This is a genomic window from Streptomyces sp. NC-S4, assembly GCF_054353315.1.
The window spans coordinates 2,186,867-2,201,237 of sequence record NZ_CM135937.1 but is presented as its reverse complement, the minus strand read 5'-3'; the positions used below and the strand labels follow the sequence as shown (position 1 = coordinate 2,201,237).

9 protein-coding genes are annotated in these 14,371 nt (G+C 71.7%); 2 read left to right on the top strand and 7 right to left on the bottom strand.

Annotation, left to right across the window (positions count from 1 at the left end):
- Positions 1–14 precede the first annotated feature (14 nt).
- The 7 genes from fxsT to ACXNSR_RS09400 form a co-directional block, all read right to left on the bottom strand.
- On the bottom strand, positions 15–4,010 hold the full coding sequence (gene fxsT, locus ACXNSR_RS09430) for an FxSxx-COOH system tetratricopeptide repeat protein (protein WP_458641653.1): 3,996 nt from the start codon (positions 4,008–4,010) through the stop codon (positions 15–17).
- Positions 3,994–5,370 (bottom strand): TIR-like protein FxsC, encoded by a 1,377-nt coding sequence (locus tag ACXNSR_RS09425; RefSeq protein WP_458641652.1) that lies wholly within the window; start codon positions 5,368–5,370, stop codon positions 3,994–3,996. The genes fxsT and ACXNSR_RS09425 overlap by 17 nt, the downstream gene beginning before the upstream one ends.
- 80 nt (positions 5,371–5,450) lie before the next feature.
- Positions 5,451–6,185 (bottom strand): AAC(3) family N-acetyltransferase, encoded by a 735-nt coding sequence (locus ACXNSR_RS09420; protein WP_458643242.1) that lies wholly within the window; start codon positions 6,183–6,185, stop codon positions 5,451–5,453.
- A 59-nt stretch (positions 6,186–6,244) separates the two neighbouring features.
- Positions 6,245–8,497, bottom strand: coding sequence for a radical SAM/SPASM protein FxsBH, inactivated beta-hydroxylase extension form (gene fxsBH / locus ACXNSR_RS09415; RefSeq protein ID WP_458641651.1), 2,253 nt, complete (start codon positions 8,495–8,497; stop codon positions 6,245–6,247).
- Positions 8,498–8,525: 28 nt separating this feature from the next.
- Entirely contained in the window at positions 8,526–8,690 is a 165-nt protein-coding gene (fxsA, locus tag ACXNSR_RS09410; RefSeq protein ID WP_094744751.1) for an FxSxx-COOH cyclophane-containing RiPP peptide, read from the bottom strand.
- A 529-nt stretch (positions 8,691–9,219) separates the two neighbouring features.
- The gene (locus ACXNSR_RS09405; protein WP_458641650.1) at positions 9,220–10,122 is read right to left on the bottom strand and encodes an alpha/beta fold hydrolase; all 903 of its coding nucleotides are present in this window, start codon (positions 10,120–10,122) and stop codon (positions 9,220–9,222) included.
- A gap of 278 nt (positions 10,123–10,400) precedes the next feature.
- Positions 10,401–11,003, bottom strand: a complete 603-nt coding sequence (locus tag ACXNSR_RS09400; protein WP_458641649.1) for a TetR/AcrR family transcriptional regulator — start codon at positions 11,001–11,003, stop codon at positions 10,401–10,403.
- A gap of 137 nt (positions 11,004–11,140) precedes the next feature.
- Here ACXNSR_RS09400 and ACXNSR_RS09395 point away from each other — a divergent pair, with 137 nt between their 5' ends.
- Together ACXNSR_RS09395 and ACXNSR_RS09390 are read left to right on the top strand one after the other, a co-directional pair.
- Positions 11,141–12,535: a purine-cytosine permease family protein gene (locus ACXNSR_RS09395; protein WP_458641648.1), complete on the top strand. Its 1,395-nt coding sequence runs from the start codon at positions 11,141–11,143 to the stop codon at positions 12,533–12,535.
- A gap of 32 nt (positions 12,536–12,567) precedes the next feature.
- Entirely contained in the window at positions 12,568–14,226 is a 1,659-nt protein-coding gene (locus tag ACXNSR_RS09390) for an amidohydrolase (RefSeq protein WP_458641647.1), read from the top strand.
- Positions 14,227–14,371: the final 145 nt, after the last annotated feature.

Here is a 14,371-nt window from a genome sequence, read left to right as displayed (position 1 = left end):
CGCCCGCCGTCGGATCAGACGGCGAGAGGCTCCAGGTCGCGGTGGACCCGCCGCTCGTCGCGCGCGTACCGGGTCAGGCTGTGGTCCTCGCCGAGCAGCCGGGTCAGCTCGGACACCGCCTCCGCCCGCAGCCTGGCCGCCTCCTCCTTGCGGCCCATCGAATCCAGACTGACCGCCATGTTGGAACTGCTCGCCAGGGTCTCGGGATGGTGCGCCCCGAGCGCCTCGCGCAGCCGCATCACCGCGATCCGCTCCAGCTCCAGAGCACCTTCCGGATCGCCCAGGTCGGCCCTCGTGTTGGCCAGGTTGAGGTGGGCGAAGACGGTGTGCGGGTGGTTGTCCCCGAGCACGTCCCGCATCCCCCTGATCGTCTGGCGCAGCATCGTCTCCGCCGTCTCCGCGGCGCCCGTGCCCCAGTGGAAGACCGCCAGGTTGTTCACGGCCGCCAGGGTGTACGGGTGCCGCTCGCCCGGCACCTTCATGTACTCGTCCACCACCTCCTGCGCCAGGTCCCGGGCCCCGCCCGGATCCCCGGTCGCGAACAGGTCCGAGGCCAGGTTGAGCTCGCAGGACAGCAGGTCCGGGTTGACGGAGGTGTACTTGGCCCGGTAGCGGGCCCGGGTGGCCGTGGTCAGCCGCAGGGCGTCCTCCAGCTGGCCGGCCCGGCGCAGCGACACCGCCAGGTTCTTCGCCGCCGACAGGGTGCCGGGGAACGCCCGGCCCAGCGTCCGCTTGTAGGTGTCGTAGGTCCGGCTGAGCAGCTGCACCGAGTCCTCGTACCGGCCCACCTCGCGCAGGTCGCGCGCCAGGTTCTGCGCGGAGGACAGGGTGTACGGGTGCTCCGGCCCGAGCACCTCCGTGCGCAGGTCGTGCACCTCCTGGTCGATCTCCCGGGCCCTGGTGTACTGACCCACCAGCCGCAGGTTCAGCGCCAGGTTGTTCGCGGCGGCCAGCGTGCGCGGGTGCGCCTCGTGGAAGATCTGGCTGAAGCCCTCGTGCGCGTCGGTCGCCAGCTCCATCGCCTGTCCGTAATGACCCAGCGCGCCCAGCGTGTTGGCCAGACCGCTCATCGTCATGTACGTGTGCGGGTGCGAGGGGCCGAGCACCGCCTTCTGCCGCTCCAGCGTGACCTCGTCCAGCTCCTTCGCCTCCACGAACCGGCCCTGCGAGCGCAGGATGTTCGACAGGTGGAAGCGCAGGTACAGGTACTGCAGGTCGTCGTTGCCCAGCATCTCCTTCCAGGCCTCCCGCAGCTCCTCGCCGAGGGAGTACGCGGCCTTGAAGTCGCCGCGCTTCCACAGGTAGCGCACCCGGTCGATCAGCAGCCGGCGCGTCTCCGGCTCCTTGCAGTACCGGGCCTCCGACGGGGTCAGGTGCGACCAGATGGTGTTGAACCGCGGCCACGTCTCCGGATTGTCGATCGGCTCGTCGTCGTCCGGCCGGGCCCCGGCCAGGATCCGGTGGACCGCGTGCCGGGTCTCGCGCTGCTCCTCCTCGCTCAGCTGGGCCCGGATCACCGCCTGCACCAGCCGGTGCACCTGGATGCTGTTGCTGACCTGGTCGACCTTGGCCAGCGCGAACCGGCCGATCTCCCGGATCACCCGGCCCAGCACCAGCTTCTCCTGCAGCGAGGAGTCGTAGGGCTTGAGGGCGTCGATCATCTCCTTGCTGTAGAGCAGGTTCGCGGAGATCGGCTCCGGCGCCAGGAAGGCGCACAGCTGGAGCAGCCGGACGGCCGCCGGGGACCGGGACTGCAGCCGCTCGATGGAGATGTTCCAGGTGGCGGCCACCGGCTCCGGGTAGCCGGGCGGCTGGTTCAGGGCCAGGACGCGCGCCGCCTGCTGAGCCAGCTGCTCGATGTACGCGGACACCGGCGTCGCCGTCTCCGCGATCCACGCACCCGCCTGCTCGACGGCCAGCGGCAGGTCGCCCACCGCCACCGCCACCTGCTCGGCGTCGTCCTTGCTGAGCCCGGGGGCCCGGCGCTGGAGGTGCTCGATGGACTCCTCCCGCAGGAACACGTCCACCGGCAGCGCGTCGCCGTACTGCGACCAGGACTGGTTGCGGGAGGTCACCAGGACATGGCCCGGCCCGCCCGGCGGGAAGAACCGCTTGAGCGTCTCGGGATCGTCCGCGTTGTCGAAGACCAGCAGCCAGCGCGAGGAGGGCACCCCGCGCCGCAGCAGATCGATCGCCTCCTGGGACGCGGCCGCCATGTCCTCGCCGGTCTGCGCGCCCAGCCGCACCGCCAGCTCCGCGAGGGCCGCGACCACGTCGTCGGTCTGTTCCGAGGAGATCCACCACACCAGGTCGTAGTCGGCCATGAACCGGTGCACGTACTCCAGCGCCACCTGTGTCTTGCCGACGCCGCCGAGCCCGAACAGGGTCTGCGGCTGCGGCAGCACCACGGCCATGCCCCCGCCGAGCTGGTCGCGCATCCGCTCCAGCACGATGCTGCGCCCGGTGAACCCGGGGTTGCGGGGCGGCGCGTTCCAGATCTTCGGGACGGTCCCCGGGAAGCGGGGACCGGGCTGCGAGGCGCTGCTGCCGCTGTCGGGCAAAGCCATGGGCCGCTCCACCGCACGCAGCAGGGCGGTGGTGGCGTGTACCTCGTCGAGCCGGAAGAGGTCCACCGGGTTGCGGTCGATGTACGGGGTGGACAGCCGTACGTCGCCCACCCTCAGCGGCACCAGCTGGCGCCGGCCCCCGGTCGGGTCCTCGGCGGCCGCGCGCTCCCACACGTCCACGGCCCGGGCCGACTTGAGGTAGGCCGTGGAGAGCAGCACGACGGTCCGGGCGGCCGTGTCGATGCTGATGCCCGCGCCCCCCAGGGTGTCCCCGGCGACCGCCCCCGGTGCGCGCTCGGCCGAGACGTCCTTCGGCACGACCCGGAAACCGGCCCGGGTGAGCACCGACTCGATCCAGTCGGCCCACATCCGGTTCTCGGCGACGTAGGACAGGAACAGGTCGGCGGGCAGTGCCGGGCGGCGCCGGGTGAAGGCGTCCCTGATGCGCAGCCGGACCTCCTCGCCGATGACCGGCATGGAGGTGATGTGGCCCTCGGTGACCACGGCGGTGAGCCGTTCGAAGGCGGAGAGCAGGGAGTTGGTGAGCCCGGCCTCGTCGCCGAAGGTGGCCAGGGTCTCCTCGTAGGCGTAGTAGGGGCGGTACGGGATCTCCACCGCGCCCCAGTAGGAGGTGAGCTCGTCCCCGACCAGGCCGTTCGGGAAGCGGTCGAACTTGATCCGGGCCAGCGCGCGGCCGGCGTCGGCCTTCTCCTTCTCGCCCTCGTCGATCCGCATCGGGACCGGGTAGATCTTGATGCCGCGGTCGTTGAACCGCTCGTCGATCTGGCGGGCGACGGACGCGGCGCCGTCGATGGACTGGTCGGACAGGGTGAAGCAGTCGACGAGGACGTCCGGGAGGTGGACCGTGCAGATGTCGGCGATGTCGGACAGGCCGGTGCGGCTGTCGATCAGGACGTAGTCGTAGTTCCGCTTCATGTCGGCCCGCAGGGCGTCGAAGAAGAGCCCGCCGCCGAGCCGGTCGTAGAAGTTGTCCCAGTCGAAGGTGGAGACGGTCGCGGAGTACTCGCGGTTCTGCCGGCCCGCCGAGACGAAGTCCAGGGTGCCGCCGTCCGGGAACTCCCAGCCGTGGGTCTCCGGCGTGAGCGAGACGGCGTGCGGCTGTATCCGCGCGTAGTCCTTGTGCCAGTCGTCGGGCCGCTGCACCGGGCTGGTCGCGGCCCAGGCGTACTCGCTGATCAGATCGATGACCCCGGTGGTGGCCCCCAGCGTGGAGGGGTCCAGGAAGGGATGGAAGAAGCGGTGCAGGCCCGGCGCCTCCAGGTCCCAGTCCACGGCGAGGACCCGCTTGCCGTTGGCCGCCAGGATCCAGGCGGTGTTGGCCAGCGCCATGGTGCGGCCCGTGCCGCCCTTGTACGAATAGAAGGTGACGATGCGTCCGTCACGGCTGTCGCTGTCGCCGCTGCTGTCACTGCTCGCTGTCATCCGCGTCCCCCCGGTCGGTGTCGTTGTCGTCGTTGTGGTGGAGGCCGGCCCCCGCCGGCCCGGTCCGGTGCCGGTCGGAGTCGGGCGGGAAGGGGACACGGGGCGATGGCGGTCCCGGCGGCCCGTTCATGCCCATCGGCCCCAGCAACCGGGGCCGTTCGATGGAGGTGTCGCCCTTCGGCGGATACGGCTGCGCGTGTCTGAGGAACTGCTGGGCGGCCGCCTCGACCACCTGCGGCAGGATCTGGCCGAGGGTCTCCACGTTGGCCACGCCGTTCGCGGCGGCCCGGCAGGCCGCCCGGCCCTGGCTCATCGTCCTGGGCATGGTGGTCTCCAGCCGGTCGGCCAGCTCGTTCTCCTTCGACCGGCTCTGATGGTCGTACCGGTTCCACGGCACGACCACGTTGACCCACGGCCGGGGCTCACGGTCGAAGGCGGCCAGGCGACGGCGCCGCTGCTCGTCCTCCACCGACCACCGGTCGACGATCAGGATCTCGGGCCGGGTCGGCAGCTGCTTGCCGTCGAGGTGCCCGGCCTCGTCGTCGAAGGAGGACATGGTGGTCTGGTAGTTGAGGTTCTTGACCAGGTCCTCGGCGACATAGGCGATGGGCCGCTGGGCGACCGGGTGGTACGGGTTCCACTCCAGCGCGGTGTCCCCGTAGTACTCGGAGGTGCGGCCCTCGGGCAGATCGTGCCGGGAGGCGGCGGCCACGGTCACGTGCAGGGTGCGGGCCGGGCTGCCGCTGGAACCGAAGGCGCTCGGCACGTTCCGGTAGTCCAGCGGGCGGATGGGGTCCAGGTGGGCGGTCTCGGCGACCTGGACGATGCGCCGGGCGAGCTCGTAGACGGCCTGTTCGTACTGCTCGGCGTAACCGCGCAGTTTGATCAGCCCGTACAGGCCGTCGGTGACGTAGCGCTCGCCGAAGGTGTTGTGGTTGAACTGCAACCGCTCGGCAGGTCCGGGGAGTTGCTCCGGTGGCACCGGCACCCATAACGCGGGCACGATGGCCTCGGCCTGTTTGTTGCTCAGCGCGCCGTGCTGGACGGCGCGCTGCGCGAAGGCGAACCACTCCTTCCCGCACATCTCGCTGGCGAAGTACCGCGGCGAGAACAGGGGAACGAAGACACGGCAGTTGGCGAGTGCCCGGGCGAGCCGTTCGGACCAGCCCTCGCCGCTGCGTATCTCCCGGTCCATGAACCCGACGTCGTACCCGGCACGCAGGTCCGTCAGCGCCATGACATGCCCGCAGAGATCACGGAAAAGGCGCTCGACCCACATGTCCGGGTCGGGGCCCCCGGCCCCGAACCTCGGTGTATGTGCGTAACTGAGAAAAAAGTACGGCTCCCCTGATGCGGGCACACGACCCCCGTCCCGAAGATGCGAAGCGAAGAAACATCATTCCGGAGCTGCTTCGCCACATCCCCTCATCGTTCAGTCAATCAGCGTCTGTTTTCGGTCATCCAGTCAAGGGCGTGATCGACCGCGTCCGGGAGGGAGAAGAGCATGGTCGACGCGCCTCCCACCCGCCCCCTGCGCACCCGTGAATCCGGGAACGCGTCACCGATCTCCGCGAAATCGCCGTCGTCCAGCGCGACGTCCTCGTATGCGGTCCACTCCCCCTCCTGCCGGTGCCTTTGCGACCCCGGAAGGTTCACCTTCACCACACACTCGTACATGCGCAAGGGGGGCTTCGGAATTCGGTACTCCGCGAGATGGAAAGCGGTACAGACCGAAAACCCCACATTGATCATGAGTACCTGCCCGCCCTCCCAGCACAGCTTTCCCAGGGGTGTCTCCTCCCCCAGATGGCTTTCGAGGCGATGTCCCGCGCACAGCCGCTCCGCGTCCGCCCCGAGGGCCGCGAACGAGGTCTGCGGATGGGCGCTGCGCGCGGCGCCCGGCGCGGTGCGGACGGCCTCGGCCAAGGCCCCCATGCCCTGGCTCGGGGTGCGCGCCGGGTCGAAGGGGGCCATCCGCGCGCGGAAGTCCCGCACCCCGGCCCCGTCCAGACCGCGGATCCGCTCCAGGTGGGCGGCGGAGGTCTTGGAGTTCTCCGGCGTGAACGCCGGGACCACCAGGGTGCCGCGCGGCCCGAGGACCCCCATCAGGGCGTCGCGCAGCAGCTCCGCGCGCAGCCCGGTCCCGCCGAGGGCGCCGTGCACCATGAGCCGCATGCCGGGGCGGACCCCGGCAAGCCGTAACTGCACGGCGAGCTGGAGCCTGCCGGGCGCGTTCACGCGCCGACCGTCTTCAGTTCGTAGCGGAGCTCCGCGACCAGGCTCTTTCCGGTGACGGTCAGCTCGGCCGCCTCCGAGAGCCGGTCCAGGGCCCGGTGGATCCGGTCCGAGCCGCCCGGTTCGGGCGTCGCCGTGGCCCGCCTGTACGCCTCCACCGCCACCCGCTCGTGCACGTCCGCCAGCAGCCGGGACACCGGTACCGGCCGCTCCCGCCACGGCGAGCGGTGCTGCCACTCGCCGTCCAGCGCGTACAGGTCGGCCACCTCCGTCAGCGCCCGCAGCCGGGTCCGCCGCCGCCCGGTCAGCAGCGCCAGCGCGGTCTCCCGCACCCCCGCCGCGTACGGCACCCCGAGCGCCCCCGGCCCGTGCCGCCCGGCCTCGCCCCAGCCGCCCGACCGCGGGCCGCCCGCGAGCGGGGTCAGCGTGGTCAGCCCGGTGGCCGCCGCCCGGGCGAACTCCGGCACCGCCTTGTGCAGCAGCGCCCACGCCCGGTCCAGCCTGCCCCGCCACTCCTCGGCCTCCCCGGAGCCGAGGCGGAGCCTGGGCGGACGGGCGAAGCAGTTGCGGTACGGGTCGAGGTCCTCCAGGGCCACCGGCGCCGCGTCCGGCCCGGGCGACCAGGTGCGTACGGGCTGCCAGCGGGCGTCCCCCGCCGTGGGGCCGAAGCGGTGCTCGGCGCGGCCGTCCCGTACGGCGTACCCCTCGGCGGTGACGTGCAGCGCGGCCCGGCCCTCCGTGCCGGGCTCCCCGAGCCGCAGCAGCCCCAGCGTCGGCAGGTACACCTCGCCGTCCCGGTAGGCCACCTCGGCCGGCAGGTCCAGCCCGCCGCGCAGCACGGCCGCGGCGGCCAGCGCGGTCAGCCTGCGCGCCGCCTCCGCGGCGTCCTGCCCGCCGTCGCGCGCGGCGTCCAGGGCCGCCAGTACCCAGGTCCGGGTGAAGGGGTGGTCCAGTACGGCGTCCAGCGCGTCCGTGCCCGCCTCCCCGGCCCCCTCCACCGCGGCCAGCAGCTCCCAGGCCCGGGCCCAGCCGGGGTCGGCGGCGAGGTCCTCGTGCAGCCGGGCCAGCAGGATCCGGGTCAGCTCCTCCTGGGACCGGGCGAGTTCGGCCGGGTCGGTGAGCTCCGGGGCGGTCTCCCGCCGTGCGGTGCGGCCCTCGACCCCGTCCACGAGCTCGCGCAGGTCCGTGCAGTAGACGGAAGGGTTGTCGAAGCCGTTCCGGTCGCGGTAGCGGTGGGTGTAGAGCCCGCCGCCGCACGAACGTACGACGGGGCACCGGCGGCACGACTCGCTGACGCCCGCCAGGCCCAGTTGCCGGGCACGGACCCCGGGATGGGCCGCGACCTGGTCAAACGCGTGGTCGAAGACGTTGAAGCCGGTGGCCGCCGCCCCTTCGAAGGCGCTCTTGAGGGAGTCCACCTGCTCCAGGGTCCCGTCGGTCTCGACGACGACGAGGTCGGTGGGCGCGAGGCCGAGGGACTCGGTGAGGCTGGGGCCGCCGCGCAGGGTGGAGAGCAGGGACTCGAAGAGCCGTACGGGCACCGGGCGTCCCAGCCGGTCCCAGTGGTCGAAGATCCGCAGCAGCCAGCGCGCGTAGGCGTCGGGGGCGCCGTCGGGGCGGGCCGGGGGTGCCTCCCAGGTGGCGTGGGGGAGGAGGAAGTCGACGCGCGGGGGCTCCAGTTCGACCAGCGCGTCCAGTACGGCGACGGGGTCGTTGGCCACGTCCACGGTGCAGAGCAGGCCCTGGTAGAGATGGCGGTACGGCTCGGAGCGCAGCAGCGCGACGGCGGCCAGGACCAGCGGGTGGCTCGTGCGGCCGTCGGCGAACCGGCGGTGGCGGTCGTTGGCGGCGCGGTCCCCGTCGAGGGAGATGCCGACCCGCACGCCGTACTCGTCGAAGAGGTCGAGGTAACGGGTGCTGAGCTGGAGCCCGTTGGTGTGGATGCGCAGGTCGAGGGAGGCGATCCCGCTGAGCGCCCGGGTGAATTCCTCGCACACGAGGCGCAGCCGGGCCGGGCCCGCCAACAGGGGTTCCCCTCCATGGAGAATCACCGTGACGGAGGGGAGTGCATGGTCACGGGCATGTTCGGCGAGCCGGGACGCGGTATGCGAAATAACCTCGGGGGAGATCACTTTCGGCCGGGCCCGCCAGCTCTGATCTGCGTGTTCGTAGACGTAGCAATGATCACAAGCAAGATCGCATCTGCTGTGAACTTTCAGGACGATCTCGCGAAATGCGATCAGGCCGGTCATTCCACCAGTCTAGAGCGCGGAGTTCGGGTCAGAGCGCGGAGTTGAAGATCGGTGCCTGAACCGGACGGGCGGATTCTGCCGGCAGCACGCGACCGAGCGTCGTCGCCGCGGACGCGGTGTGGACGTCGATCTTGCCGAGCGGGACCCGGTGGGCCTTGACCGAGCTGGTCGCGGGGGATGCTGAAGTGTTCACGGCACCGTCCTTGGGGAAGCCATGTGGAATGGACATGTGAATGACAACGGCTACATGCTGCTGTCAAGCAGGGACTTTACTAGGACAGTCCCCCTTGGCAACACGAGACATGACGCCTGGTCAAGACTTCCATGCAATGCCTGGCGGATTTCTCAAGAGGGCGGATTCGGCCGTTTGCCGCAAGGAAAGATCCTTTTCATGGCCGGGGGTTCCGGCGGCGATCGTGCCCGGACCGGACCTGCGTCGCCCGCACCGCGCTGACCTGGTGCGATGCGAGGGCGTGGCCCGCCGGCCGGGAGTCGGGCCGGCCTGCGCGGAACCGCCCCCGCCGAACAGCAGGAAGAGCACGGTGATCACTGCGGCGGCGGCGCCGATCGCGCCGACGAGGTCCCCCTCGGTGCCGGCCCCGGCGGCGGCCCCGGTGTGCTTGTGGACGGCGTGGCCGACGAGGAGCCCGACGGCGAGGACGAGCAGGAACCTGCCGACGTTCGTTCGGGCTCGGTCGGAACAACTGGACGGCCAACGGCCGCTAGGCGGGCTGCTGTTCGCTGAGATCCGGTGTCGGGAGTTCGCGCAGCAGCCAGTTCAGTACGTCGGGCAGCGCGCGCAGGGAGGCGAAGTGCGCGGCGGCGGGAACGATGTTGGTCGTGGCCCCGGGGATGCGGCGGGCCAGCCAGCGGGAGTGGCCCACGGGGGAGAACACGTCGAGTTCGCCGTGCCAGATCAGCACCGGGCAGCGGATGTCGGCCGGGTCGAAGCCCCAGGGGCGGCTGAAGGCGAGGACGTCGTCGATCCACCCGTACGCCGAATGGCGCAGCCCCTCGCGGTAGTTGCGCAGGAGCATCGCCCGCAGTCCCGCGTCCGAGACGATCATGCGGTCGTTGTCGGTCAGCTCGCGGCGCAGTTCGTCCAGCAGCCGGCCGGGGTCCTTGCGGATGCCGGCGGCGCGGGGGATCAGCCGGGCCGCCAGTTCCTCGGGGTCGTCGGTGGCGGTGGTGTACTCGCGCACGTTCGACGCGGCCATCCCGGCGAACCAGTCCAGGTCCTCCGCGTCCCGGGGGGCGAGGCCGACCATCCCCGCGGTCCGGGTGACGCGGTCCGGGAGGAGGGCGGCGCAGGCCAGTGCGCCCGCGGCGCCACCGGAGCGGCCGGCGACCGCGAAGGTGTCCAGGCCGAGGGCGTCGGCGATGGTGGCCACGTCCTGGGCCACGTCGGCGACGGTGCGGCCCACATGGCGGTCGGAGCCGCCGTAGCCGGGTCTGTCGTAGGCGATGAGCTGCATCCGGCGCTGGTAGAGGACCATGCCCCGGGGGGCCGGGCCGAGGCGGCTGCCGGGCATGCCGTGCAGCAGAAAGACGGGTTTGCCGTCGGGATCGCCCCAGCGCTCCACGGTCAGAGCGCGCCCGTCCGCTGTGCGCACCTGATTGCGCACGCGCTCCCTCCTTCACGGTCGATGCGAGTCGTCACCGCGATTGTGCGCGCTGGGGGAGGAGCGCGGTAGGGCGCACTTACGGCGGAATTCTCGTGAATGCCTTCACAAGGCCGGGAAGGCCTTTGTTCCTCTCGCATATGCCCTGGTCAAGGGGGCGTAGTGGGGGAGTGAACGGGCGTGAACAGGTGTGAATGGGCGCCCGGTCGCCGCGAAAGGCTTTCTCGGTGCGGCGGCTTCCGCTTTTGGCCGTCGAATTGACGGAAAAGAGGAGAGTTCCCTCAGGTGCGGGGCACGAGCAGGGCCGCCGCCGAGCGCGCCTGCTCCAGGGCGCGGGCGCGGTCCGCGCCGCGCTGCCCGAGGACGACCCGGGTGCTCAGGCCGTCCAGCAGGGCGAGCAGCTCCGAGGCCCGTGCCGGCACGTCCATGGGCGCGAAGCGGCCCTGGTCCACGCCCTTGGTCAGGAGGGCCTCCAGGTCCCGCTGCCAGCTGTCGTCGATCTCCTCCTGGGCGGCCTTCAGCGGCTGGTTGGAGGCGGTACGGGCCCACAGCTCGATCCACAGCGTCCAGCGCGGGTCGCGGGGGCCCTCGGGAAGGTAGAGCTCGAGGAACTGGTCCAGCTTGCGCGCCGCCGTCACCCGGCGGCCGAGCAGTGCCCGGCGCTCCCCGGTGAGCTGCTCCTCGCTCCAGCGCAGGGCCTCCAGCAGGAGCCGGTCCTTGCTGCCGAAGTAGTACAGGATGTGGCCCCCGCTGGTGCCGAGCCGCTCGGCCAGCGCGGACATGGTGAGCGAGGCCAGCCCGTCCTCGGCGATGGCCGCCATGGCTTCTTCCAGCATCCGCTCCTGGGCGATCTGCCCGTCGCGCCGCCGTGCTGCTCCCGCCACCGCTCCCGCCCTCCGGATCTTCCTGGTCCGACCTTATCCCGGACAGGGTCTTGACGGGGTCGAGGTCCAGCCCTCATCTTGAATGCCATTCAAGAAGTTAGAACGTCGTTCAAGATCATTCAAGGTCAGGGGTCCTCATGGGACAGCAGGAGACAGTCGACGTCGACGAGGTGTTCCGGGTCGAAACGCACGGGATCGACCCCATTCCGGACGCCGAACGCCACGGCAGCGCCAAGGACCTCTTCTGGCTCTGGTTCGGCTCCAACCTCACCTTCACCTACGTGATCAACGGCGCGCTCGCCGTCGCCTTCGGACTCTCCTTCTGGCAGGCCACCGCCGTGGTCGTGATCGGCGGACTCTCCTTCTTCGCCATCAGCGCCGCCGGACTCAGCGGCATCCGCACCGGCACCGCCACCCTGGTCGTCTCCCGCGCCGCCTTCGGGGTCCGCGGCAACTTCCCGGCCGGCGTCCTCAACTGGGTGGTGAGCATCGGCTACACCATCGTCAACACCGTGGTGGGCACCCTCGCACTGGAAGTCTTCTTCGCCGAGATCGGCTGGCAGGGCGGCACCGCCGGCCGCGCCGTCGCCCTGCTGGTCACCCTCGCGCTGACCTTCGCCGTCGCCATGTGGGGCCACGCCACCGTGCAGTTCGCCGAACGCTGGATGGCCTACGTCCTCGCCGCCGGCTTCGGCGTCCTGCTCCTCTTCGTCCTGCCCGGCACCGACACCGCCGCCCCGGCAGCCGCCGCACCCGGCCTCTCCGGCTGGAGCCTCGCCTTCGTGGTCATGCTCGCCGGCCCCTTCTCGTACCTGCCCATGCCCGCCGACTACACCCGCTACCTGCCCCGGACCACCTCGCTGAAGTCCATCACCTGGATGGGCGCCCTCGGCGGCTTCCTCTCCTCCGTCGCCCTCGGCGTCGCGGGCGTCGCCGCCGCCACCCAGACCGACATGACCGACGCCGTGGCCGGCACCGAGAGCCTGCTGCCCGGCTGGTTCCAGCCGCTGTTCCTGGCCCTCGTACTCGGCGGCTCGGTCACCAACTCGATCATCACGCTCTACTCCTCCAGCCTGAACCTCCAGGTCCTCGGCATCCCCTGGAGCCGCGCCCGGGCCATCGTCATCAGCGCCGCCGTCACCGCCCTCGGCTCGCTCGCCGCGCTCTTCCTCACCGACTTCACCACCTCCCTCCTCTCCTTCCTCTCCCTGCTGATCATCGTGTTCGCCCCCTGGGGCGGAGTCTTCCTCGCCGACATGCTGCTGCGCCGCTGCCACTACGACGCCGACGCACTGCACGCCGGCGGCGCGGGAGCCTACTGGTACCGCTCCGGCTACCACCCCGCCGGCCTCACCGCCCTGCTCACCGGAATGACCTTCGCCGCCCTGACCTGCGACTCCGAGCTGTGGACCGGGCCCCTGGTCGCCCCGCTCGGCGGCGCCGACCTCACCCTGCTCGGCTCGGTCGTCTCCGGACTCACCTACTGGGCCCTCACCCACCGCCGGGTCGCGGCGTACGTCCCGGCCGCCTGAACGACACCGCACACACAACGGAGCACCCCCACATGGCACGCCACCCCTTCCCCGCCGACCTGCTGCTCACCGGAGCCCGGATCCACACCGTCGACCCCGGCCTGCCCGAGGCCGAGGCCCTCGCCGTCCACGACGGGCGCATCGTCTGGGTCGGCCCGGACACCGGCGCGGCCGCCTGGGCCGGCCCGGACACCCGGCGGATCGACGCGGGCGGCAAGCTCGTCCTGCCCGGCTTCATCGACGCCCACAACCACGTCCGGCTCGGCTCCGACGCCGACTGCGTCCAGCTCGCCGGCGTACGCACCCTGGAGGGCATCCACGAACGGATCCTGGCCTGGCGGCAGGCCAACCCGGACGCCGGCTGGATCGAGGCCGAGGCCTTCGACTACTCCGCCATCCCGGGCGGGCGGATGCCGTGCGCCGCCGACCTGGACCCGGTCACCGGGGACACCCCGGCGATCGTGCTCTCGTACGACGTGCACACGGCCTGGCTGAACACGGCGGCCATGCGGCGGCTCGGCGTCTCGCGGGACCGCACCGACCTCCCCTTCGGCACGGCCGCGGTGGACCCGGAGACCGGCGAACCCACCGGTTTCGTCAAGGACTTCGCCATCAAGGGACTCTCCCGCGACGGCCATCGGGCCCTGCGCGAGCTGGGCGTGCCGTGGGCCTCGCCGGACCGGCAGTACGGGCGGCTCGCCAAGAGCCTCGACGACGCCATCGGCTTCGGCATCACCACCGTGGTCGAGCCGCAGAACTCCCTCGACGACCTCGAACTCTTCGAACGGGCCCGCACCGAAGGCCGGCTGCGCTCACGGATCGTCGCCGCGCTGTTCCACCCGCGCGGTACCGGCGACGCCGACCTGGACGAATTCGCCGACGCGGCACGGCGGTTCGCCGGGGACCGGCTGCGGGTCGGCCCGCTCAAGCTGTACATCGACGACGTGGTGGAACCGCGTACGGCCGCCCTGCTGGAGCCGTACACCGGATGCGGTGCTCACCGGGGCGAGACCTTCTACCCGGCGGAGGAGTTCGCGGACCTGCTGGCGAAGCTGGACGCCCGCGGCTTCCAGTGCTTCGTGCACGCCACCGGCGACCGGGGCATCCGGACCGTCCTGGACGCGGTGGAGCACGCGCGCACCCTGAACGGCCCGCGCGACGCCCGCCACCAGGTGGTCCACGTGGAGTGCCTGGACCCGGCGGACGTACCGCGCTTCGCACGGCTCGGCGTGATCGCGTGCATGCAGCCGAGGCACTGCGCACCGGAGATCGCGGGTCCCGGCCAGGACTGGGCGGAGAACGTGGGCGAGGACCGCTGGCACAAGGCCTGGCCGATGCGGAGCCTGCACGAGGCGGGTGCGGTGCTGGCGTTCTCCAGCGACTGGAACGTGGCGGAGATGGACCCGATGGTCGGCATCTACACGGCCGTGACGCGCCGCCCGCTGTCCGGCGACGGGCCGGCCTGGCAGCCGGCCGAGACGGTGGACGTGGCGACGGCCGTGTACGGCTACACGATGGGCTCCGCCCACGCCAACTTCCTGGAGCGGGAACGCGGCTCCCTCACGGTGGGCAAGGCCGCGGACTTCGTGATCCTGTCCCGGGACATCCTCGCCGTCCCGGCGGACGAGATCCCGGGCACGGTCGCCGAGACGGTGGTGGTGGCGGGCGAGGTGGTCCACCGGACGGTCTGACCTGCGGTCGGCTCGGCGGTTGGGGCTGCGGGCTGTCCCCGCCGGGGCTGCGCCTCAATCGCCGGCGGGGCTTCAGGGGGGTGGGGCGGGGCCCCGCACGAGGGTCTCCTCGGCTCGGCGCGCGCGGCCCTGTCTCGGCCAGACG